Below are 24,980 nucleotides of genomic sequence, written 5' to 3'. Positions count from 1 at the left end.
ACGATGCATCAGACAGAAAAAAATTTTTTTGTTTGTAATTTGTTGAAAATGTGTATAATGAGAAAAAGAAATAATACATATTTGCTGTAACGGTTTGTATTATTTCAACTGGTATAGACAACTATACCAAGCTATACAACTTATAAAAGGAAAGGATGATTTGTATGTTAGCTTTTTTACAAAAGATCGGTAAGTCGTTAATGTTTCCTATTGCGACGTTACCAGCTGCGGCGTTATTAGTACGTTTAGGCGCAGATGACATGCTTGGCTGGAGCGTTATGGCGACGGCTGGGGATACGATTTTAGGTAACTTACCGCTAATTTTCGCAATCGGAATCGCGATGGGCTTTGCATTTGATGGTTCAGGTGGTGCCGCATTAGCTGGTGCGATTGCATATTTAGTATTGACGGCCGTATTAGGCTCTATTGATGAAACAATTAAAATGAACGTATTTGGCGGGGTAATCGCGGGGGTTATTGCCGGGCTACTTTATAACAGGTTTTATAATGTGAAGTTCCCGGAATGGCTGTCGTTTTTCGGTGGAAGACGTTTCGTGCCAATTATTACCGCAGTTGTCATGATGTTTGTCGGTTGGGCGTTCGGTTACGTTTGGCCGTTCGTGCAAAACTGGATTGACGCAGCAGGGAACTGGGCAATTGACAACGGAAACTACGGTGTAGGGCTATACGGCTTCTTAAACCGTCTATTAATTCCTTTAGGGTTACATCACGTTATTAACACGATTGTTTGGTTTGACTTCGGTTCCTTCACAGCAGCAGATGGTTCGGTTGTAAAAGGGGAAATTAACCGTTTCTTAAAAGGTGACCCAACAGCAGGTCCATTTTTATCTGGGTTCTTCCCGATCATGATGTTCGGTTTACCAGCAGCATGTTTAGCGATGTACGCAGCTGCGAAAAAGGAAAAGAAAAAGCTTGTAGCTGGTATGCTTTTATCAATCGCATTAACAGCATTTTTAACAGGTGTTACAGAGCCAATTGAATTTACATTTATGTTCTTATCACCAATTTTATACGGTGTGCACGCATTGTTAACAGGTGCGTCGTTAGCAATTGCGAACGCATTAGGCATTCACCACGGATTTGGCTTCTCGGCAGGTTTAATTGACTACGTGCTGAACTTCGGGATTGCGCAAAAGCCGCTTCTTATTATTCCATTAGGTCTTGCGTTTGCAGCCGTTTACTTCGTCATTTTCTACTTCTTAATTGTGAAATTCGATTTAAAAACGCCTGGTCGTGAAGATGATGAGGATGACATCGATAGCGTAACAATTGAAGGTTCAGACGACGAAGTGTTAGAAGCGAAAGCATACAATTCAATCGAAGCGCTAGGTGGCGTAGCAAATATTAAACAAATTGATTACTGTACGACACGTTTACGTTTAACGTTAGGCGACACAGCAATCATTGATGAGAAGCGTTTAAAAAATTACGGTGCGCGTGGCGTAATGAAGTTAAGTAAAACGAATGCGCAAGTTGTCATCGGTACGTCGGTTGAGTTTTTAGCAGAAGCAATGAAAGCGCGCGTGCAAAACGGCAATCCAGCTGTAACGTCAAACGTGACAGTAGCACAAGCGACAGAACAAGTAGAAGCGAATTCATCAGATTTCGTACAGCCAATTAGCGGTGAGCTCGTGCCGTTATCTGAAGTACCTGACAAAGTATTCTCAACAGGTATGATGGGCCCAGGCTTTGGTATTAACATTGATCGAGGCATCGTAAACTCTCCAATTGACGGGGAAGTGGCGATGGTATTCCCAACGAAGCATGCGATCGGTTTAGTGACAGCGGACGGCTTAGAAGTGTTAATTCACGTCGGCTTAGATACGGTGAAACTAAACGGTCAAGGCTTTATCGTACACGTTGAGCAAGGGCAAAAAGTAAAGCGCGGCGATACGTTACTAACACTTGATTTACCGTACGTAGCAGCGAACGCACCATCAACGGTGACACCGGTTATTTTCACAAATGCGCAAGGTAAAGAAGTGACGTTATTAAAGCAAGGTCAACAACAAGCTGGTGCATCAAATATTATTGAATTACAATAAAATAATCGATTAATTGTGCACATGCGACTTACTTCAAGCAGTCGCATGTGCACAACAACTACAACATTACCCCGCTCAAACTTTGGGTGGGGAATTGGAGATGATAAGGTGACACAAATGAAAATAACGAATGTTCACATTGTCAACGCCAGCCATTTACTCAAGCATCACGACGTATGGATTGAACACGGAAAAATTCAGCAAATTGCGCCGAGCATTGAAAAGCGTGCTGCGATTGAAATTGACGGCACCGGTCACTATTTAATGCCTGGATTTATTGATATGCACATTCACGGTTCAGCAAATGCGGACGTCATGGACGCAACAGAGCAAGCTTTGCATACGTTAGCGGCTTCGTTAGTGCAAGAAGGGGTTACGAGCTTTTTAGCGACGACGATGACGCAGCAAACGACGGCGATCGAAGCGGCGTTGCAAACGGTTGCACAGTTTGAAGCGCAAGACAACGAAGCACAATTGCTTGGCATTCATTTAGAAGGACCATTCATTTCAGAAAAACGTGTTGGCGCACAACCGCTTGAATACGTAGCACAGCCGAACGTAGCGCTTTTTCAAAAATGGCAGCAGCTAAGCGGCAATCGCATTATGCAAGTAACGCTCGCACCAGAAGTCGACGGTGGCAAGCAGTTGCTGCAGACGCTTCATGAGCAAGGCATCGTCGCATCGATTGGACATTCAGATGCAACATTTCATGAAGTTCAAGATGCCATCGCTACCGGTATTACGCAGGCGACGCATTTATACAATCAAATGCGCCCGTTCCATCATCGTGACCCAGGCGTTGTCGGCGGTGTGCTATTGTCTCCAAACGTAAAAGTCGAAGTTATTGCGGATTACATTCATAGTCATCCACAAGCGCTTGAGTTAGCATATCGCATGAAAGGGGCAAGTGGGCTTATTTTAATTACCGATGCGATGCGTGCAAAAGGGTTACCGTACGGCGAATACGACTTAGGTGGACAAGCGGTGTACGTAACGGAAAAAGGTGCGCATTTAGCACAAGGCAATTTAGCTGGCAGTGTGTTGACGATGGATGCAGCGATTCGCAATATGCAACAGGCGACTGGCTGTAGTGTATGTGAGCTCGTGGCGATGACGTCGTTTAACGCAGCAGAGCAGCTACAATTACCGAATAAAGGCGTCATCACAGAGCAAGCAGATGCAGACGTCGTGCTCATGTCGGCGGAGCTCACTGTACAAGCGACAATTATTGCAGGAAAAATCGTGTATGAGCAGCTAGAAGGTGGTGAGGCACATGCTAGATAAAACATCGCACATTCCGATATATGTGCAAATTGAAGACTACATTAAACAGCAAATTGCAGACGGGACATATAAGCAAGGCGAAATGATTCCGTCAGAGCGTGAGTTTGCGGAAATGTATCAAGTAAGTCGCATGACCGTACGCCAAGCGATTACAAATTTAGTCGGCAACGGTCAACTTTATCGTGAAAAGGGTAAAGGTACATTTGTAACGACTGAAAAGATGGAGCAATCGTTAAATTCATTGACGAGCTTTACAGAAGATATGCTCGCACGCGGCTTAGTGCCAACGAGCGAAGTGCTATCGTTTGAAGTGATGATACCGCCAGCGGAAGTCGCAAAAGAGCTACAGCTAGCAGCCGACGAAACGGTCTATTTCATTACGCGCATTCGCCATGCGGACAACATTCCGATGGCGCTTGAGCGAACGTATATCCCGACAGCGCTGTTTCCGAATTTACAGGCGCATCAGCTAACGCAATCGCTTTACAAAATTATTGAGCAGCAGTACGGTACACGGTTACATTATGCAGATCAGCACATTGAAGCAGGCATCGTATCAAATGAAGACCGCAAGCATTTACAGCTCGCTGAAAACGCGGTCGTGCTCATTATGCAGCGTAAAACGTTTTTGTTGGATCAGCGACCTGTCGAATTTGTTCGTTCAACGTATCGCGCAGATCGCTATAAATTTCATAACCGTATTGAAAGAAGGGTACTATGAAGTATTTACAAGCTGTTCAGCAATTACTTATCGACGTGCAAGACCAACAAGCAGCTATTGAACGCGCCGCTGCAATCGCAGTACAAGCAATTCGAAATGGCGGCATTTTACAGCTATTTGGCTGTGGACATTCACAGCTCATTGCGCAAGAAGGCTTTTACCGTGCAGGTGGCTTAGCATGTGTCAAACCAATTTCAATTGAGCCGTTAATGTTACATAGCGGCGCATTAAGCTCATCACAAAACGAAAAACAGTTAACACATTTTGAAGCATACTGGGCTGAAGTCAATTTACAGCAACATGACGTACTGTTCGTCATTTCAACGAGCGGGCGCAATGCCGTACCTATTGAATTTGCCAAGCGTGCACAGCAACAAGGCATTCCGGTCATTACGCTACAGTCGCTTCACTATAAAGAACAAACATCACGTCATCCGAGCGGTCAACGTTTAGAGGACGTAAGCGACGTTGTCATTGACACGAAAGTTCCTGTCGGCGATGGTGCGATTACAACGGACGCTGGACAATTCGGACCAGTATCTACCGTGATTGCCGCCAGCTTATTAAACGAGCTATTTGTCGCGGTCATTGATGAATTACAGCAGCATAACGAAGCACTACCCATTTTTGAGAGTGCAAACGTAAAAAGCGACTCAGCAAGCAATGAGCATTGGCTTGCACATTATCGCAACCGTATACAGTTTTAATTACTAAGGAGGATTTTACAATGGAAAAAACATTTAAAATTACAGCACAAGAAGGATTACACGCACGTCCGAGCGCGATTTTAGTTAACGCAGTCGGTGCATTCACATCAACTATGGAAATCGTTCATAACGACCGCGCCGTCAACTTAAAATCAATTATGTCGGTTATGACATTAGGCGTAAAAACAGGTGACGTCGTAACAATTCGTGTACAAGGCGACGATGCAGAACAGGCATTAGCGAAAATTACAGAAGTATTAACGCAAGAAAACGTGGCGATCGAGGCGTAATGATGAATAAGCTACAAGGCATCGGCGTATCGGAAGGGATTGTCATTGCAAAAACGTACTTATTAGTAGAGCCAGATTTAACTGTTCAAAAGCAAGCGATTGAAGATGGCGAAGCGGAAAAAGCGCGTTTACAGCAAGCAATTGCACAGGCGAAAGAAGAGCTACAGCACATTCACACTGAAACGCTCGCAAAGCTTGGCGAGCAAGAAGCGGCTATTTTTTCAGCACATTTACTCGTATTGCAAGACCCTGCGCTCGAAATGGAAATTCACCAAAAAATTGCAGCAGGTATGAACGTAGAATACGCACTTGTTGAAGCAAGTGATATGTTCGTCCAGCTGTTTGAATCGATGGACGATGCGTACATGCAAGAGCGCGCAGCTGACATTCGCGATGTATCTCGCCGCATTTTAGCGAAGCTGCTACAAGTCGAGCTGCCGAACTTAGCCGCCATTAACGAAGAAGTGATCATCGTTGCAGACGACTTAACACCTTCAATGACCGTACAGCTCAACAAGCAATACGTGCGCGGCTTCGTTACAAATATCGGCGGGCGCACGTCCCATTCGGCCATTTTAGCACGCACGCTTGAAATTCCAGCAGTCGTTGGCGTAACCGGCGCAACAAATGCAATCGCATCGAAGCAGACGATTATTTTAGATGGCAACTCAGGTGAAGTAATACTAAATCCGACTGAGGAGCAAATGGCACAGTATGAGCAACTTCAGCAACAATTAATCGAGCAGCAGCAAGCGCTAGTGAAATACAAGCAGCTGCCAAGTGTCGATCAAGACGGCTATGCAGTGGAGCTTGCAGGCAACATTGGCAAGCCTGAAGACGTGCAAAAAGTGCTCGACAACGGCGGTGATGGCATCGGCTTATTCCGCACCGAGTTTTTATATATGGATCGTGCCGACTACCCGACTGAAGAAGAGCAGTTTGAAGCATATAAGGCGGTGCTTCAGCAAATGGGCGACAAGCCAACTGTCGTGCGCACGCTTGATATTGGTGGCGACAAAGAGCTTCCGTATTTACAGCTACCGCATGAGCTAAACCCGTTTTTAGGCTACCGTGCGATTCGCATTTGCTTAGACAACCCGAACTTATTTGACGTACAGCTTCGTGCGCTATTGCGTGCAAGCGTATACGGCAATTTAAAAGTGATGTTCCCGATGATTGCAACGATAGAGGAGTTCCGTGAAGCGAAGCAGCGTTTACTCGATGTGAAAGCACAGTTAATTGCAGAAGGTATTGCGGTTGCGGACTACATCGAAATCGGTTTAATGATTGAAGTGCCATCAGCCGCGGTCATTGCCGATTTATTTGCGAAAGAAGCGGACTTTTTATCAATTGGCACGAATGATTTAATTCAGTACACATTCGCCGCCGACCGCATGAATGAAAAAGTGGCGTACTTATACCAACCGTACCATCCAGCAATTTTGCGCTTAGTGAAAACAATCATCGACGCAGCGCACGCAAACGATTGTTGGGTAGGCATGTGCGGGGAAATGGCAGGCGACCCGATCGCGATTCCGATTTTACTCGCAATGGGCTTAGACGAATTTTCAATGAGTGCGACGTCAATCGTTTCTCGTCGCGCACAGCTAGCACAGCTATCGAAACAGCAGCTACAAGCGCATATCCCCACATTATTACCGTTGCAACGTCTGCAGAAGTCGAGCAGTACGTACGTGAAACATTGTTATAACAGCGCATCGAACAAGTTAGATGAAATGCTAACTTGTTCGGTGTTTTTTTGTATGTCAACATTTCGACTAGCCGAAATGTTGAACGGAACATACGACACAAGCTGTTTCGATATCGCCAGCTAACAGATCTAACTGCCACTTTGAATGTAAATGGATTGTTTTTTGGATGAAACATCGTCATAATCGGATAACTTTTAAACGTCCTTTAAACTGAAGTTAACTAGTTAACTATTGTTTTTTGCGTTGAATAGGACACGAATTTCGATCGATTGAGCGTAGATTGTTAACGTTATCAACGCACCAAAATCTTGCTTGTCTGATGTTGATAACGAAACGAAGAAACATCAAAAAATCCCCCATCTGGACAATGCCGAATGAAGGACTAATTATATGCTAAAATATGGAGACGGCGGGGCTTCTGGAAGTACCACCGATAATAGCTATAATAGCAGTGTTTATAAGGGTCTTTAGGATCTTCTTAAAAACATTAACTACGTAAGTATCTTAAAGCGTGGCTAAAAAAGTTCCTATACCTATAGTAACTAACGAACCGATATCACCTAAATATGTATAAAATGAAGTTTGCTCCATACTAGCCCTCCTGATGTCTCACTGCATATGTTGATGGTGAAAAGACAATATCGTATTGCGGTAACTGCTGTTTGACTAGCTCCGTTAGCTTAACCCCTCGTTCGTTATGTGCAGCTTCTAACGCTACGCCACCAGCAACTACACCGTCCGTTTCCCAGTCGATCCACGTCCCGTAATCGCCAATCCACTCAAGTAATACTTTTAATAAATCAGCTGATAATGAAAAATCTTCACTATCTAAATTCGTGTAGCACTTTGCACACCATAATGGCTCTGCACTGAAATCTGCCTCTACTTTTAGCTGTTTTACTTCCTTACATGCACAAGCTTGCATAGTATCATCTCCTATTTATCTTCTAATAATGCTGACACTTCTGACGCCATTTCCAACATTTGCTCATGCGAACAAGTTGCAAGTAAGCATGTATCCCCACGCCAAAACGACCAATCTTCTGGATATGGCATTAACCAGCTAAACAATGATGATTGGCGCTCCTTTAAAAACGATGCCACTTGAAAATTATAATGAAACGTATACTGTAACACTGGTGCTGCACCCGGTCCTAGTTTCGTAATTGGCCAGGCTGTTACATACCTTCTGTCTACAAGTGCCTCCATTATTGGCTCGAAAAAAGTATCGTCCTCGTCTCTCGTCACACACTGTACCGTATCACAACAGCTTAGTAATTTTGTTAATAGCTTTTCATACACCGCACCTTGTATATCTTCATTTCGATACATAAAAATTCAACTCTTTCTTTTATAGTTTTTCAGCCATTCATTCGCTACTTGGTGACTTGGCTCAAGTCGTACAATCTTTTGTGCAACATTTGCTTCCTCTTCGTCGGACATGACTTGATCCGGCACACCGTGTAAAAACAATACATTTTCAAGCAACAACACATCTCTACCATCTGTTAATTCAACGGCTTTTTTTGCATGCTTATAAGCAGTGAAGTACGCCTGCTCCAAATGACAAAGCGGTTGTGCCATTAACAAATAGGCTAGGTCATGATAGTTTGCCAACTCCTGTTGCTCCAATAAATAGACGACAAATAAATAATTGGATACATCTTCATTATCAAATGCAATTTCAACTAATAACTCTTCAAATACGTGAAAATCTAGTCGCTTTATCAATTGACTTGCTTCTTCAAAATGAGTATTGCTGATCAGCTGCTGTAATTTCTCCTTCATTTTGTTCACCTCTACATATGTTGCTCATAATAACGTTTCATTTTCTCCGCCTTTCGCTGCATCATCTCGTCATCATATTTTGTCGGGAACGCTTTTAATCGATTCAGCACACTTCTTCCTGCGGGATATGCTAGCATATTCACCTCACGCTTTTTAATCATCGCAATCGTGCAGTTCATGAAAAAATCAAGCATGCTGACACAACAATTTGGCTTTTCATAGTACTCATAGCCAATTTCGATAAAATCTTTAATATATATCAGGTCTGTTGATTAGCTATTTTTATACAGCTGAATTGCAGACCCCGTAAGCCTCGACATAGGAGAGGCGCGGAGGCTTGAGGAAGGTGATGAGCGCCACGTCCATGTGGCATCACCTTCATGACCAACATCGTGTTCGCCGCCGCGCCCGCGGAAAGCCTGCCTCGACGTGAAAAGCAACCCCAAGTTATGGGGAAGAGCCTTATAATTTTAAAAAATAGTTAATTTTTCAAGTATGTTAATACACTCCTGCCAGTTCACGAGCTAATCAACACGCTTGTTAACTTTTATAATTTATGACGTCGCGCTGCAGCATATCGTTGTCTCATTTCGGTAAAATATATGCTTCGATGGCTTGCCGTTAATGAATGGTGTGGCCGTCGAAACGAGGTTGCACACCGTGACGCGCTGTGGCAAATGATACGCCAAGCAGCGCAAATGTGTCGAGCTGTAAATGGTTCACAAGCTGCTCGATGTCGTCTGCATGGTCGCGCAATGTGCGGTTTTTCATTTCGCTCAATACGCCGAAGCCTGGGCTATCACTCTTGTCGAAACGAATCAAATGTAGCTCTTTTCGTTATTAGCTTGATGGGTATGTGGCTTTACCTCAACTATAAAAACGAGCATCAGAAAATGGTTTTCCAATGCTCGTTCGTTATTAGGTTATAGGAATAGGCGGTGACCGCTTCAGCATCACTTATTCATTACGCTAAGCTAAATGGCACGAATGCAATCGGCTGTGCTAGCGCATCGGTTGCGAGCTGTAGCAATAGCTGTAACTGTTCCTCGCCTTCAATCCCTTCAAGCACTGCTGTTAGCTCTTCCACAAATGCTTGTAGTGCTGTACGATCTACGTTTTCGGCAATCGTGTAGCCGTATTCATTTGTCGTAATGAAGCTTGCGACAGCGCTGTATGAGGCAAGCTGTTCGAGTGATACAGTTTTCACATCTTCTTGTGCTACGTGCTCTACAACTACTTGTTCAGGTGTTGCGTCTTTCACTTGAACTTGTGCTACTTCACGCGCTGACAATGCTTCTGTTAATAGTGTAATCCAGTCGCTCACTTCCTCGACATGGAATACGTCGTTATAGGCTGTTAACGTTTGAACCGTATTTTCAATATCTGTTACAGTCGTATCGTCATTTAACACAATAATCGTCTCTTGCACGTCATAATCATATTTGAAATTACCAATATTGTATATATTGTCTCTTGCATTTAACGTGAACAAACTCGTTACGTCGCTCATCACTTGTTCGTTATTGCTCGCCGTCGCTACATCAACCGCTTTTTGAACTTTTTCCATTGTCGCCGTATTACTAAAACTGTACCATCCATTGTACTCTGTTAGTTTCAGCAATGGCTGCACGTAATAATTCACAACCGTTTCTTCATATAAATCTGTGACATCACGATATAATGCGGTGTGATTCGCCAAATCAGCTAATTCAGTGAAAATGGCTTCAATGTCTGCAATTGTTGGTGATTTCGTAAATGTTACCTTCGAATAAGGCGCTTTACCTGTTACGTCTTCAATGCGTCGCTCATAATATTCCGTCACGTAATCATTAAATTTTGATGTTAATTCATATTCAATCGCTTCATGTTCGCTTAAGTCATTGTATACTGCTAATAAACTGGCAAGCGTCGTATCTGCTTTCAGCTTACCGTCTTCTGTTAGTAACGTATTAAATGCTGCTAACGCTTTTGTCGTCGTTAAATAGTCAATAGCCGTTGTCATTTTTTCTTCATTGAAAAATGCTTTTAATGGTGTAATGTCGGCAATGACTGCTTCGATTTGCTCCGCCGTCACATTCGGTAATACGAATCCAAATGATGACTTATTTGTATCACTGTAAGCTAATACTTTTTTCATAAATGCATCAACATATTTAAACGTAATGTCCTCAGCTTGCGACGTTAATTTTTCATCATTTTGTGTGGTAATTTCTTCATAAGCTGCTTGAATTTGCTCAACCGTTACACCTTCGTTAAATGGCTGCATCGAGTTTAAATCATTCGTTAATGCTAATAAGTTATTGAGGGAATAACTATTTACTAATTTTTGGCGTAATAGCTCAATTTCCTCAAAGCGCCAATCGGCATCTTCTGTATATACGAAATCTTTAAACACCGCTTCAATCGTTTCAAGTGTTACGCCTTCAGCTAATTTATAATATGTTGAATAGGAACTTTTCGCAATCGCTGGTGCTAGTTTTACTAATTCACGGAAGTAATAGTAATACGTCGCGTTGTTATACGATGAAGTTAAATCACTCACATATTTTTCTTCAATAAACGGTAATAACGTATCATAAATTTCTTGAATTTGTGTAAGCGTTACCTCTTCTCGTAAATACTCTCCATTATGATCATATTCTGAATTAAATAAGTTAGAAAACGCTTTTCGAATAACCGTGTCTTTTAAAAACGATGTTAACCATTGTTTTGTATCGTCTGCTGTTGCTGTATTCATCGCTTCTGAAAAACCGGCTAAAAAGGCTTCTATCGTTACACCTTCTGCTAATAATGGCGCTGAATATGAGCTATAGTTCTCATCTAAAAGCGTTAATACATCTTGAAGTGATGCACTTAATATTGTGTATTGTTTTAAATTTGTAATTCGTTGATCGTTATACGTTGCTTCTTCTGGCTCTATCCACGTTTCGAAAATCGCCTCAACGCTTTCACGCGATGCTTCTTTTTCAAAAATGACCGGCGCATAAATCATTTTTTGAATGCCCGTTAATGCGCCAACTTCACGCATATAATAATAGAAGTACGCTTCTTTATAGCGTTCTTCCACTTCTGGTAAATTGAACACTTTTACTACATTGTATACTTCATCAATTTGTGCTAACGTCACGTCTTCGCGTAATGCTTCTGCGTACGTTGACCACGCTTCATTTTGTAATTGCTTGAACGCTTGCAAAATGACAGATTTTACTTTGTTATCAATGAACATATGCACTGCTGTATTAGTAGTTGGAATCGTTGCTTTTAGTTGCTCGAACACTTCTACGACTTTCGCAACGGTTACACCTTCAACTAAAGTCGATGAATTTTCATCGAATAAGTTGAGTAAATCTTGTGCTAAGAAGTTTTGCTGTAACGTTTTTCGTAGCGTCTCTGTCTGTTCCTTATAATAGCTTTCCGTTTGGTCATCGAACGTCCAATTCGCAAAAATCGTGTCAATTTGTGCTTCCGTTACGTCCGCTTTAAAGCCTGGCATACGATTTGCTTGTTGAATAGGTTCTGTTAACAGCTTCGACGCTTCTTTTGCATAATAGTAATACACATATTGATCATATGTTTGTTGTAATAACTCGTCATTTAAAATAGCTTTTGATGTTTCGTATGCTTTGTTAATATCTTCTAACGTTACATCCGCTTTTATACGGTTGCCATCGTAATAACCGTTCGTCTCTTTTAACGAGTTGAACGCTGCTTGACCGAAATGTGTTAACATTTCGTCAACCCAATCGCTCGCTTCATCATTTAACTCTTTTTCTTTTAATGCAAGTAACGTATCAAGAAATTGTTGTACAGTACCACTTGCTAAACGCTCCTCACCTGTGTAACTGAAATAGCGAGGCTTTAATAACGCAAGTGCATCCGTTAATTGTAACGATGCGAAGATGCGTTCTTTCAAGTCGTCAATTTGACTATAATACCAATAATTATGCTCTGCTGCTGGTTGCCAATCTGCAAATAATTGTTCCAGCTGTTCCGACGTCGTACCTTCTTTTAACGCAGATAAATTAAGTGAAGATGCTAGTGATGGTTCTACGAGATACTTTTCTACTTTCAGCTCGTAATAATCGAGTAGCACGTTGTAATATTGCGTTGTCACGTTATTCACATAATTACTTCCAGCTAACGATTCCATCATTGTTTTATACGCTTCATCAATTTGCTGTTTCGTTACCGATGATTGCAAAACTCTGTCCGTGTAGAATGAGTTAAAGCCACTCGACATAAGATCGCGCACAATCGCTTCAAGTGTTGAACTCAATGCTGTGTTTGATGCATTGTCAATCGATGTGGTAATAATCGGTAAAACGTCTGTAAGGTTTTTACCTTCAAGCAGTACATATTTATTTAAGCTCTTTGAGTAAGTAATGTCGTTAAAAAGATGCTTCACGTCAAGTGAGTAAATCGCTGTTTCTTTCAAGTTCGTCACACTATATTTATAGCTTCCTTCAAAATCCTTAAACGATGCAAAAATGCTTTCAATTTGTACTTTTGTCACATCTGCTTTGAATGGAATAAGAAGGTGTGTTTGAATGTCGTTCGTTGTCGCATACTTCGCTACTTCTTTCATCACGAAATAATATTTCATTTGGCTATAATATTGCTCTACTTCATCTTTTCTCTCATCTGTCGTTGTTAGTGAAAGCACCTCTGTATACGCCTCTGTAATTTCGTCACTCGTTACGTTCGCTTTTATACGCTCTGACATCGTTTTCCATGAACGATTTTCTAAGCGTTTAAACGGTTGGAGCACAAATTCTTCTTTGATTGTTTGTAAACGGTCAATCAACCTTTCTTTATCTTTATAGCTATCGCCGATTTCATTCTCAAATTTCGCTATCAGCTCATCAATTGTCGCTTCTGTTACGCCCGCTTTAATTAAACCATTTTCATCTTTTAATTCATTCACTAAGTTTTGATACATACGATAATATGCATAATACAAATTAGACTGTCGCGATAATAACTCTTCTTTATCGTTGATTTGTAATGCGCTATCACCTTCAATGTTTTGTTTTAACGTATCAATTTGAGCAAGCGTTACATCTTCATTTAAGTAGCTGCGGTTATCTTCTCGATACATCGCGTCAATTTCATCGTTATATTTGTTGAACGCTGTAATCGTCGGCATCGCTGTCGTATTAATTTCCGTTACCTTTTGCTGAATTGCCGCTATATTTTCATACTGCTTTTCGCTAAACGCTTTGACGTATTGCGCCTCGACACTCGGAGCAGGTGATAATAATGACACGCGTGTTTTGTATTTATCTCCTGTTGGTGAAACGTAATCAACTTCCTCATAGTTTGTATCTTTTAGTAAGCTTTCAAGCGATTGATATAAACGGTTACTATTCACATAACTACTATCGTTCGCACGTTTCGCAAAGTCATGAATTGCTTTTACATAATGCGGTCCATTAATTTCCCAATTACCCGAAAAATAATTCGTTAAATTATGGATATATAAGTATCTTCCTGCTTGTTCAATGAAATAAGATACTTCTCCGTCATATGCGTTAACGTCAATATTAATATACGCTCTACCGTACTCATCGTAATGGAATGAATGCTTTGTTAAATCGACCACTTCACTTTTCTTCCCATCAGTAACGTATAAATTTTGGACGTATTCATTCACAATGCTGTCTTTCGTATAACCGCCAATATGAATCGTTAACGTATCACCTGTTTGTGACCCTTCTACATAATATTTGTGGAATTGCTCATGCACTTCGTAGCGATCTGTAATGATGTCATTCTCATCGGTTACGAACACGTAGTAATCGCGATCCATATAAAACAGCACTTTCGTATCTGTTGTCCACTTAATCGCACCTGTCAGCTTTTCGCCTATGTTTGGCACGACTGCATTCGACGCATCGTCATAATGCTGATACGATACGTTCGCATCCTTTGACACGCCAACAACCGATAAGCCCATTAAATTGTCGACATCAGTACGTACAAACTTCGCCGTTATAAACTCCTGCAAGTCGCCTTCTTCAATTTTGTCACCAATTTGGTCTTTCACGTCTTCATAGTTATCGATAATATCTTCAGGCTTCGACGATTCAGGAATTTTTACCGCTTCGATTTCCACGTTGTCGCCAATCGTCATCGTCGTATCTTGATTTTGGACGTTCATTTCTTTTACGGTTCCTTGTGTATCAAGTGTTACATGCTTATCTGTTTCGACGTTAATTTTCTCGAAGTTACCTGTTCCACTTAACGTTAAATCATTGTTCGTTCGAATATCTACTTGAGCAATTGATCCGTTAAGCTGCACGTGCGTTACGCCGTCTTCAATTGTCAGCTTCGGTAGTACAACTTGTGGATCAACCCAAATGTTCGTATTCGATTTAACTGAAATTAATATAAATTTACTCGTACCTGAAATTTCGGATTTCACGTCAATGCGTGAAATTAACATTTCAACGACAACAGAATTTGTGAAACGGATAACTAATGTCGTCGCATGTTGCTCCTCGACTGCTGCTTGCACACTACGATCGGCTAACGTTTCAACTTTTCCTGAAATCGTAGAATCCGATACGTTTAACGCTTGCTTGACATTGTTTGATACGAATAAATTTGCAAAGCGAAGATTATGTAGCGTCACATTTTCTGCTTCTACAGTAATCGTCGTATTTGTCACAACGTCTTCACTTGTACCAACAAGCTTTGCGCCTTCTTTTGCAATTGATAATTTCTCAATCGCGCTTATCTTTCCTTCAGTAAGGGTCGCTTTCATCGTTGCACCACTTAATGCGTCTTTATTGTTCGTTACGAACTTCGCAATTGAATCACTCATGCTATATGACGTATTCCCAATCGTAATTGCGTCCGCTGTCATCGCTGAAATCATACCTTCAACAACGTTTGAAGTAGCAGGTGTTTTATTCACGTTAATCGTTTTATAGTTAAACTGAATCGCTTGCTGTAACGACATCACATTTGTACCTAAATTTTTAATTGTATTGCCAATTAAAAGACGATATTCATGCCCTTCCTCATATGTGTAACCATCTGCAAGTTCAACTTCTACGCTCGTTTTATTCGTTCCAGCCGTTGCGTTAATTGTTACTTTCTTTGAAGCGGTAACATCAAATAGCACGATATTTTCGTTTGCCTTTACTGTAGTCGCATCGACTGGTAATGAGAAGTTAATTGTTCGTTTCACGGAATCCTTTGATAAATCAAATGTTTGAAGCATATTTTGTTTTTCTAAAAGCTTGTAGCCTTCTTCTGGGACAATCGAAGCGGCACTTGCTTCAGTATGCGTACCTGCTAACAATACAGTCGTTGCTAACGCCGCACTAGCGACATAAAAAGCTGTTGTTTTTTTCATAAAACTCCTCCGATGGTTATAAATTCTGAATTTTCAAATGATAAGTATTGTATCGGAAAGCGGTAACTATTTTTTCACTCATTTGTTACATAATTACCGTAAATTTCTTTTTTTCATTAAAAAGATGAGTACAAGTAAAGAATCTGTCCATCTTATCGTGCCAAACGAATAAATTTAGTTGCACTTCCTACCTACAAATTATCTTTCGTCGATAAAAAAGTGTTGAAAAAGAAAAACTCCCTCATTTAGACAATGCTACATGAGGAAATACTGTTAAATAGAAAGAAAGTCGCCAAATGAACGATACAGACAGTGAGTATATGTCGTTTTGCTAGTTGACCGTTCTCGCTGGAGTCCGCTGCTTATAAACGAGCAACAAAGCGCTATCAGAAAAATTCATGTTTCCGATAACGCTTTGTTTGATTAGTTATTTTGTTGCGCTCGACGCTTCATTTCTTCTAACGCAAGCGATGTCATCGATACGAATTGCGCGCGTGTAATCGGCTTATTCGGGTTAAAGAAGCCGTCTGTGCCTTTGACGATCGCTAAGTCCGCGAGCGCTGCAACATACGGTGTGCCCCAGTAACTCGCTGGCGTGTCTTTAAATGTTGATTTGCCACCTGGCTCAAAGCCTGCTGCGAGCACGAGTACTTTCGCAAGCTGTCCGCGCGTTAAATGTGCTTCTGGTTGGAATTTGCCATTGTCACCGCTAAAGATGCCTGCCTTTTGAACGGCTGAAATCGCCGCGTAATACGCATGGCTTTTCGGTACGTCGGTAAAATCTGCTACGTCGTTCACCGCTTCGAACTTGAACACGTCATGTAAAATACGTGCGACGTGTTTACGTTGAATCGGTGCCCCTGGTTTGAATGTACCATCTGGGTAACCGTTAATATAGCCAAGGCTTGTGAAGCTTTCGATTGCGCCTTGTGCCCAGTGACCGGTAATGTCTGAGAAACGTCCCCAACTAACGTAAATTGTTTTCGCTTTTTGCTCAGGACCTGTATAGCGCTTCGTTCTCGCCGCATCTACGTATAAACCGGCAAACACAAGCCCATCACGATGAACAAAATCTTTCTTGTATGTTAGTTTCGTGTTCACATTTTCAAGCGTGATTTTTTCTAAACGGCTATTTGATACGTAATCTAAGTTGTACGTACTATGCTGAGCGGGCAATACAACTTCTTTAATAGGATTGTCGCCAAAAATATACGAAATGTCGTTTGGCTTCGTTTTGAATGGAATTGTCACTTTTGTCAATGCGTTATTTATAAATGCGCCGTCATGAATCGTTGTCACTTGCTTTGGCAGTGTTAGCGTATGAATATTGTTTTGCTGAAACGCAAACCTTTTGATCTCATCAACTGCTGCAATGTGTACTTCTTCTAGCTCACTTTCAAAAAATGCACGGTAACCGATTGATTTTAACGAAGCAGGAAGCTCAATTTTTTTCAATTTCGTGCGATAAAATGCCTCCGGACCGATTGTTTCCAATTTTTTCGACCACGTAAACTGCTCAAGTGGATTGTGCGAGAATGCGTGCTCTTCAATAGTCGTCACATTGTCAAACATGTGTACCTTTCGTAGCTGATTTGATGAAAAGGCGGCGAGCCCAATCGTCTTCACAAGCGGTGGAATCGTTACTTCTGTTAGCGCATTCGACACAAACGCACCTTCTTCAATGTTCGTAATCGTTTGTGGCAATGTCACACGCTCGATTTGATTGCTTGAAAACATCGTATGTGGGATTGTAGTCACCCCTTCTTCTAGCGTCACCTCACGTAGCTTGTTATTCTCAAATACACCAAAACCAAACACAGTGCCTTTTGGAATATGAATCGTCGTTAACTCATTATTTTTAAATGCGGCATTACCAACTTGTTGTAAACTGCTCGGCAGTACAACTGCGCTAATTTCATTGTCAATAAACATGCTCGGTGCGATCATTTTCAATCCTTCTTCTAGCGTTACGTCACGTAGCTCGTTATTCGCAAATGCGTGAGAACCAAATGTAACGCCTTTTGGAATATGAATCGTCGTCAAAATGTTATTGCTAAACGCATACTCGCCAACTTGTTGTAAACTGCTCGGCAATACAACTGTGCTAATTTTATTCGAACGAAACGCACGCGCACCGATATGTGTCACTGTATCTGGTAATGTAATTTCGGTAATATTACTTTCTTCAAACATACCCTCGCCGATATTTGTCACCCCTTCTGCAAATGTGACATGCTCAATCGGGTTGTTGTTGTATATTTTTGCACCTAAATTTTCTACTTGTGGTACGTATATGTGACGTAGCTGATTGTAGTGAAATGCATTATTCCCAAGTGTTTTCAGCTTCTTCGGCATCGAAACCGTCGTTAATGCGTTCGATGAAAACGCACTTTCTCCAATTTCTTGTACCGACTCTGGAAGCTCAAGCGATGTTAACTTATTAGACAAAAACGCTCTCTTGCCAATCGTTGTAACGTTTGGTGGAATCTCTATGCTCGTGATCGCATTTTTTTGGAATGCATGCGCACCAATTTCACGTAAAGAAGTAGGTAATGTCACTTGTTGCAGCTTGTTTTCTAAAAACATTTGAGCTGGAATATGTGTAATGCCTTCTTCAAATGATACGTCCGTTATGTTGCTATTCGAAAATATGCCAATCCCCATCGTTCTCTTTTTATTATCAATGTGCACTTTTGAAACATTCATATATGAAAACGCAAAATCACCAATTGTATGTAGCGTCGCTGGTAGCACAAACGTTTCGCTACTACTGTATACAGCGCCAGATGCAAACGCATATGCGCCAATTTCCTCTACCTGTTGGAGTGTTGACACATCGACCTTCTTGAATCTTAACGCAGAATCACCTACTTTTCGAATCGTCGCTGGTAATATCACTTCTTGTACGTTTGGTTTTCTAAAATTCACCTGTTGTATTCCAAAAGCATTTGGTGCAAGTTCTGTGACCGTCATACCATCAATTGTTTCAGGAATCGTCAACGTTTGTGTAGTCGTAAATGTATCATAGCCGGTAATGCGTACTTCTTTAGTCCCTTCATGCGTAAACGTTTCATAAAATATATCACCGTAACGTTTTTGTGTCGTTTCTCCAGTCACTTGGAATGTGAAATTCGGATTGTCTGTGTCGATTGCAAATTGTTTCTTTGTTAGCGATGCCGGAAACTGCGCAAATTCCGCCACAAGAAAGTTAGAAAACGCGCCATCGCCAACTGTTTTTACGCTTTCTGGAATGACTAATTTTGATACGCCTGTACGAGCCATAGTAAATGCCAAACCGCTAATCATTTCGACTGTATTTGGTAGCACGACGCCATTTGGGAAAGATGCACCTATAAATGCATATGAACCTATTCTCTTTAGTTGTGCTGGGAAGCGTAAAAACTCAAATTCCTCCATTTCTGTCGTTTCATCTATATAGTAAAACGCATATAGGGCATTATTCGAAATTTCTGTCACCGGCACCCCACCAACTGTATCCGATAATGAAATAAAAGTTCTCGTTTGACGACACGCGCTTCCTTTTTACCATTATGTCCGGCAAATATTTCGTAATGAATCCCATCTTGCACAATCATTTCAGCTGCTTCTGCCTGTGGTGCAATGACGCAAATTGTCGATACCGCGGCAAGTGCTGCTAGCCATTTTTTCATATAAATCGCTCCCCTGTCTAATTTGTTGCTGTACAGACCGAGCCGATGCGAAAAAGTTTCACACTTTTTGAAAAATTTTTTGAAAAATGATTTTTTACAATTGAAACAATTATTTAGTTAAAATCGCTGCCGCTTCTTCTAACGTCACCATATTCGAAACCATTGAACATGCTGCATCAAGAATTGGGAACGCTAACGCCGCACCCGAACCTTCTCCAAGGCGCATATTCATTTGTAACATCGGCTCGATTCCAAGAAGGTCTGCTGCGATTTTTGCACCAGGCTCCTCCGATTGATGCGACGGAATAATGTAGTCTTTAACATGCGGATTCAGCTTGTATGCGGCTAACGCAGACACTAACGAAATATACCCATCGACGACAACCGGAACACGATTTGCGGCAGCTGCAAGGAAAATACCCGCCATGCCACAAAGTTCTAACCCACCGACTTTCGCTAACACATCAATCGGATCGTCTGCGTTCGGTTGATTCAATTCAATCGCTTTTCGAATGACTTCGGCTTTAAATTCGATGCCACCACTACCTACGCCCGCACCGAAGCCCGTCACTTCTAACGGATCACAGCCGTAAAATACCGCAAGCACCGCAGCACTCGGCGTCGTATTCGCAATGCCCATTTCGCCTGTCCCAATGAGGTTGATTCCCTTTTTAATTTCTTCTGTTGTTACTTCAATGCCGACTTCAATCGCTCGAATCGCTTCTTCTCGTGTCATTGCCGGACCTTTTGCCATGTTGTCTGTACCGTACTTCACCTTTTTAATGATGACGCCCGCATCTGGTGGTAAATCTTCCTTCACGCCTACATCGACGGTAACGACTTTCGCATTCGTTACTTTCGCAATCGTACACATGCCGGTCGTTCCTTTAGGAAATGATAATGTTTGGAAAACGGTCGTACTTTGTGGATTTGGTGTAACGCCTTCCTCATATACACCGTGGTCAGCAGCCATGACAATCATCGCTTTTTGATCAATTTTAGGAAAGCGTTCGCCTGTAATCGCCGATAGTTGAATCGCTAATGTTTCGAGCTTTCCTAAACTTTGAGGTGGCTTTGCTAATGAGTCTATGTATTTGCGTGCGTCCGCTTCGATTTGTCGGTCGATTCCTTGAATTTGTTCAATTGTTTGTTGTAATAATGGCATGTTTGTATTCTCCTTTGTGAATGAAATGAAAGACGAGTTCTGTTGATGCAGCATTGTAATGTCCTCAGGGAACAGCTCCCCACAGCGAAGCGAGGAGGCTTGAGGGAGGCGGTAAGCGTCACATCCATGTGACAACGCCTTCATGACAAACATCGTGTTCGCCGGAAAGCGAGCCGCATAACGCGAACTGCCCACTGACTGGCGTATCAACAGACATCGTAAAAGACAATAAAAATAGCCTGTAGTTTATTCCATAACAAATAAACTACAGACTTATCCACTGTCTATACATCGTAAGCATTTTAGGCAGGTCTCCTGGCTCCGATTCTCCGTTTCATCACACCTTCCCAGATTGCTCCAGTGGTTTTCGTTATATGAAACTCCTCTTTACAGTGTTGGGATAACGCTAAAGATTTTCACTTTATTCCCTATTCTCCCAATTGGGCACCTAATGCTTTATGAAGTTATCATTACTTTACACGGAACGATTTTTTTCGTCAATAGCAATTTGTGAACATACTATATAGACGGTGAATGTATTTTAGTGTTTTGTTAATTGGCTTTCCGCGGGCGTGTGGGCGAACACACTGTTTGTTCTGAACAGGACTTGGCGTTTATTCTTTCGTGTCATGCTCACGCTTTTCGGCTGAAGTCCGCTTCTTGTTTCAAGCTTCGTTCGCATTCTAAATTTCAATCACCCTATATGTTTACGCGTACGTTTTATATAATTCCGAAACTAGCTAGTATAAACAGCAAAAGAAGCGGCATCGTCAATTTTAGCCGCTTCTTCTGTTTCGTTATTTTTCTAGCTGAAACTGTGCAATCGATGTTTTAAGCTCTAATGAGTTCGTTGTTAGCGTCTCACTAATGAAGTTAATTTCTTGAACAACTGCGGCTTGCTCCTCGGTTTGCTGCGTAACGTCTTCTGCATGATGGGCAAGCTGCTGCATGTTTGAAGATAACTCATGTGCTGATTCTGTCACTTGTCGCGTTGCAGCTGAAATTTGTTCGGTCATATCTGTAATTTGTTCAATGTCATTTGCAATTTTATCGAACTCGTCTACGATGTTTTTAAACATACGATCGGACTCATCGATAATTGTGACACCGGTTTCAACCGTCTGTAAGCTAAGAAACATTGAATGCTCGGCGTTTTTCGTTTCATCTAAAATGTTCGCTGTCAGCTTCGTAATCATGTTTGCAGAGCGCTGTGATTCCTCTGCTAGTTTGCGTACTTCCTCCGCTACAACGGCGAATCCTTTACCATGTTCCCCTGCACGTGCTGCTTCAATCGACGCATTTAATGCAAGCAAGTTCGTTTGATCTGAAATTTGTGTAATGAAGTTCGTCATTTGCTGAATTTCCTGTGACTGCATACTTAAACTTTTTACGACCGATGCTGTACCTTGCGTTGATGCGTAAATTGTATTCATTTGAGCTTTTGCTTGTGTTAAATGTTCATTCCCTGTTGTTGCTAAATCACTTGCCTTTTGTGAACGATGCTTTAATGATTGTGTCGTGTCCGCAATGACGTGAATGTCGTGTGCTGTTTGTTCCATTGATGCAGATGTTTCCTCAGATACGCTCGCAATGTCGTTAATCGATGAAGAAATTTTTTCGATGTTCGTTGCGACGTTGCTCGATGTTGTTGCAACGTGGCTCGTACTTGCAGTAAGCTCCTCTGACATAGACGTTAAATCTACCGCATTTTCTTTACAAATAAAGATAATATTTTGTAGCGATGCTTTCATTTTGTTAAATGATTCACCAACTTGCCCAACTTCATCGTTCGTTTTCGTCTCAATATTTGGAACAGTTAAATTGCCGTTTGCGATCTGCTCTGCCGCTTCTGCTAAGTTGCGCAGCGGTGTCGAAATCGTCTTTGTAAGTGATAAGGCAATCCCGATCGCTAGCACTAAGCTACCGATGCTTGCAATGAGTAAAAATAATATTTCATCTTGTACCCATAAATCGGTTTCTTCCGCTGTTGTATTGAAGCGGTCTTGCAATGTATTTAAAATTTCTTGAGCAACGGCAAGCATGTCGTTATTTGCAATTTTTGCTTCATTCGTAATTAATGAAATCGCTTTTTCTTCATCGTTGCTTGCAACTGCGGCTTTAATATCTTCTGCCGCTTCGTTAAATGCGACGTTGTACTCTTGAATGACAGCAACGCGCTCCTTCACTTCCTCTGCTTTTGCAAATTCGTAAAGCTCTACAACACGTTCGTCAACGATTTGTTGCATGTTTTCTAACGTGCGTAACGTTTCCGCATCTTTTTCTAATACGTAGTGGCGCAGCTGAATACCTTGCTGTGCAATATATTGCTGCAATTCCGTGATCATATATACTTCCTCTAAATCAAATCCAATCATGCTCGTATACTGCTCATTCACCTTTGAAACTTGAATGTAACTATATAACGAAATACCAAAAATAAAGAAAATTAAAATACCAAATGACAACATAATTTTTTTACTAATTTTCACTTTTCTCTCTCCTTCTTGGGTAAATTAAACTTTCCCTTTTTCAAATGGAAATTTATTCTTTGGTTGTATTAAGTATTTTAAAATAAAAAAATCTTGTATACAAGTAGGTCTTGTATACAAGATTTGAACATTTTGTGTAAATCTAAAGAACTAATAGACACAAAAGGTATAGTATATAAGTTTTAGTTCATTTGCTATATGAAAAATGATTATATCGATAAGGAAAATGCCGTATATTTCCTTTTGCAACGTAAATCGATGAAACCTATTATTCGTTCGTTATATACAAACTAAAAAACGGCATGTTAAAACAATTGAAACGATAATTAACGCACTACTTTTGTAATGAAGTGCAATCGTTTGACTATTTTTAGAACAGTTATCATGACTTTCGAATTGCATTATACAAATTTTTCACAAGGAGGACAACTTATAATATATCGCCAAAACACTTAATTCATAACGATCCATATCTTTTTATAAGCAGCACGTCACACAACTATTGGCGACGGACGAGCCGCTATGCAAATTACATTAAAAGCTCGCTACGACAGACGACGATATATTTGCAGAAGCACGCGTGTTGATTAGCCATTAAATTGGCATTTCGCGTATTGCGGCTCGCTTTGCCTCTGCGGTTACTCGAGGTAGATCAATTCCTGGGGCTCGGCGGCAAACACGATGTTGGTCATGAAGGCGGTGACTCGTGTAGTAGCGTTCACCCCCTTCCTCAAGCATCCGCACCGCTCCTGCGTCGCGGCTTACGGGGTGTTTCGTCACGAGCTGTTCCCCAAGGAGTCTCGCCGCACGCTCACTGCCACTACAAAACAGCAATAATTCCCATTTCGCTGTTCAAAACAAACGATTCAGCTGTATAAAAGTGGCGTATCAACAGACCTGTTGCAGAAGCTTACTATATGACAATAATTATATGCAATGGCAGTTGCCACACATGTTTGAGCATTCGTTCGGGATGACCGCATAAAGGTTGCTTGAGCCGCCCCCACAAAAAGAAACCCCGAGTTATAGCGAAGAGCCAGAAGCAAGCAACGCTAAGTTATGAGGAGGAGCTAAATATAATATCACAAAAATATTCCTAATTATTCCTATTGATGTTAAAATGAAGTTGTATTCATACACAATAGCGAACATTTCCAGTGGAAGCTCATTCGATATGGAATGCAGCAGCTATCGTGACGTGCTACAGTACATGTAAAGAAAGAAGGGGAAAAAATGGGGAAAGTTCAACGTGATAAGCAATTAAAAACAGCGATTCAACAATTACATGCAGCGAAAGATGAAATTAAAGCAGGTAACAACGACTGGTTCGAAAAAGTGAATGCGTTACTTCAGCAGTTACAAGATGTATTAGCAGAGCGTAAAGCAAATTTACATTTAAATTTAGATGAAATCGTACATAACGTGCTACCAGGAATTAAAGAAACTCATTTAGGAACGATCGTGAACACGTTACAAGACGTGCATGCGGAAGTGACAGATGAAATTGAAAGTTGTAAAAATGAGTCACGACGCGAAAAAATCGAAACCCATTATGAAGGGTTAGACGATGTGATCGAGCGATTAAGTACAGAGCATGAAGAACACTCATTTGAATCGTTAATGGAAACGATTGATCACTGCACCGAAACGTTAGGACGTGTAGCAAGCCCTTATAGTAAATAATCGAGTAGGAGGGAGTGATTAACTCCCGACCTCTCACACCA

General features: G+C 41.4%; 16 protein-coding genes, 1 pseudogene and 1 riboswitch. Of the genes and pseudogenes, 7 read left to right on the top strand and 10 right to left on the bottom strand.

What is annotated here, in order from left to right; genetic code table 11:
- Window positions 1–164 precede the first annotated feature (164 nt).
- The 6 genes and pseudogenes from nagE (at window position 165) to ptsP (ending at window position 6,779) form a co-directional block, all read left to right on the top strand.
- Window positions 165–2,066 carry an N-acetylglucosamine-specific PTS transporter subunit IIBC gene (gene nagE, locus A6K76_RS12930; RefSeq protein WP_066465747.1) on the top strand — a complete coding sequence of 634 codons (1,902 nt, stop codon included), beginning with the start codon at window positions 165–167 and terminating at the stop codon, window positions 2,064–2,066.
- 117 nt (window positions 2,067–2,183) lie between these two features.
- On the top strand, window positions 2,184–3,350 hold the full coding sequence (nagA, locus tag A6K76_RS12925; protein WP_066465850.1) for an N-acetylglucosamine-6-phosphate deacetylase: 1,167 nt from the start codon (window positions 2,184–2,186) through the stop codon (window positions 3,348–3,350).
- Window positions 3,340–4,071, top strand: a complete 732-nt coding sequence (gene phnF, locus A6K76_RS12920; RefSeq protein WP_066465745.1) for a phosphonate metabolism transcriptional regulator PhnF — start codon at window positions 3,340–3,342, stop codon at window positions 4,069–4,071. Before nagA ends, phnF begins: the two co-directional genes overlap by 11 nt.
- Window positions 4,068–4,778 carry a sugar isomerase domain-containing protein gene (locus tag A6K76_RS12915; RefSeq protein WP_066465742.1) on the top strand — a complete coding sequence of 237 codons (711 nt, stop codon included), beginning with the start codon at window positions 4,068–4,070 and terminating at the stop codon, window positions 4,776–4,778. Before phnF ends, A6K76_RS12915 begins: the two co-directional genes overlap by 4 nt.
- A gap of 20 nt (window positions 4,779–4,798) precedes the next feature.
- The gene (locus A6K76_RS12910; protein ID WP_066465739.1) at window positions 4,799–5,068 is read left to right on the top strand and encodes an HPr family phosphocarrier protein; all 270 of its coding nucleotides are present in this window, start codon (window positions 4,799–4,801) and stop codon (window positions 5,066–5,068) included.
- 2 nt (window positions 5,069–5,070) lie between these two features.
- Window positions 5,071–6,779: pseudogene (gene ptsP, locus A6K76_RS12905) on the top strand (phosphoenolpyruvate--protein phosphotransferase).
- 593 nt (window positions 6,780–7,372) lie between these two features.
- On the opposite strand, the gene A6K76_RS12900 reads toward ptsP, so the two are convergent.
- The 10 genes from A6K76_RS12900 to A6K76_RS12855 all read right to left on the bottom strand — a co-directional run bounded on the left by A6K76_RS12900 (window position 7,373) and on the right by A6K76_RS12855 (window position 23,256).
- Window positions 7,373–7,705, bottom strand: coding sequence for a hypothetical protein (locus A6K76_RS12900; protein WP_066465738.1), 333 nt, complete (start codon window positions 7,703–7,705; stop codon window positions 7,373–7,375).
- An 11-nt stretch (window positions 7,706–7,716) separates the two neighbouring features.
- Window positions 7,717–8,112 (bottom strand): hypothetical protein, encoded by a 396-nt coding sequence (locus tag A6K76_RS12895; protein ID WP_066465736.1) that lies wholly within the window; start codon window positions 8,110–8,112, stop codon window positions 7,717–7,719.
- Window positions 8,113–8,118: 6 nt separating this feature from the next.
- Entirely contained in the window at window positions 8,119–8,568 is a 450-nt protein-coding gene (locus A6K76_RS12890; RefSeq protein ID WP_066465734.1) for a hypothetical protein, read from the bottom strand.
- Window positions 8,569–8,579: 11 nt separating this feature from the next.
- Window positions 8,580–8,762: a hypothetical protein gene (locus A6K76_RS12885; RefSeq protein WP_066465732.1), complete on the bottom strand. Its 183-nt coding sequence runs from the start codon at window positions 8,760–8,762 to the stop codon at window positions 8,580–8,582.
- 427 nt (window positions 8,763–9,189) lie between these two features.
- Window positions 9,190–9,390 carry an alpha/beta fold hydrolase gene (locus A6K76_RS12880; RefSeq protein WP_066465730.1) on the bottom strand — a complete coding sequence of 67 codons (201 nt, stop codon included), beginning with the start codon at window positions 9,388–9,390 and terminating at the stop codon, window positions 9,190–9,192.
- A gap of 142 nt (window positions 9,391–9,532) precedes the next feature.
- Entirely contained in the window at window positions 9,533–15,931 is a 6,399-nt protein-coding gene (locus A6K76_RS12875) for a hypothetical protein (RefSeq protein ID WP_066465728.1), read from the bottom strand.
- A gap of 423 nt (window positions 15,932–16,354) precedes the next feature.
- Window positions 16,355–19,408 (bottom strand): leucine-rich repeat protein, encoded by a 3,054-nt coding sequence (locus A6K76_RS12870; RefSeq protein ID WP_066465716.1) that lies wholly within the window; start codon window positions 19,406–19,408, stop codon window positions 16,355–16,357.
- Window positions 19,405–19,602: a hypothetical protein gene (locus A6K76_RS12865; RefSeq protein WP_066465714.1), complete on the bottom strand. Its 198-nt coding sequence runs from the start codon at window positions 19,600–19,602 to the stop codon at window positions 19,405–19,407. Before A6K76_RS12865 ends, A6K76_RS12870 begins: the two co-directional genes overlap by 4 nt.
- A gap of 109 nt (window positions 19,603–19,711) precedes the next feature.
- Window positions 19,712–20,767 (bottom strand): nicotinate-nucleotide--dimethylbenzimidazole phosphoribosyltransferase, encoded by a 1,056-nt coding sequence (gene cobT / locus A6K76_RS12860; protein WP_066465712.1) that lies wholly within the window; start codon window positions 20,765–20,767, stop codon window positions 19,712–19,714.
- 288 nt (window positions 20,768–21,055) lie between these two features.
- Window positions 21,056–21,232, bottom strand: a riboswitch (cobalamin riboswitch).
- 332 nt (window positions 21,233–21,564) lie between these two features.
- Complete coding sequence (locus A6K76_RS12855; RefSeq protein WP_066465710.1) at window positions 21,565–23,256, bottom strand: methyl-accepting chemotaxis protein; 1,692 nt, start codon at window positions 23,254–23,256, stop codon at window positions 21,565–21,567.
- A gap of 1,233 nt (window positions 23,257–24,489) precedes the next feature.
- Between A6K76_RS12855 and A6K76_RS12850 the strand changes: the two genes are divergently transcribed.
- Entirely contained in the window at window positions 24,490–24,939 is a 450-nt protein-coding gene (locus tag A6K76_RS12850; protein ID WP_066465708.1) for a hypothetical protein, read from the top strand.
- Window positions 24,940–24,980: the final 41 nt, after the last annotated feature.

The sequence above is a fragment of the Caryophanon latum genome (genome assembly GCF_001700325.1).
Lineage (GTDB): Bacteria > Bacillota > Bacilli > Bacillales_A > Planococcaceae > Caryophanon > Caryophanon latum.
The sequence above is the reverse complement of the archived record's forward strand: the minus strand, read 5'-3'. Positions and strand labels throughout refer to the sequence as shown.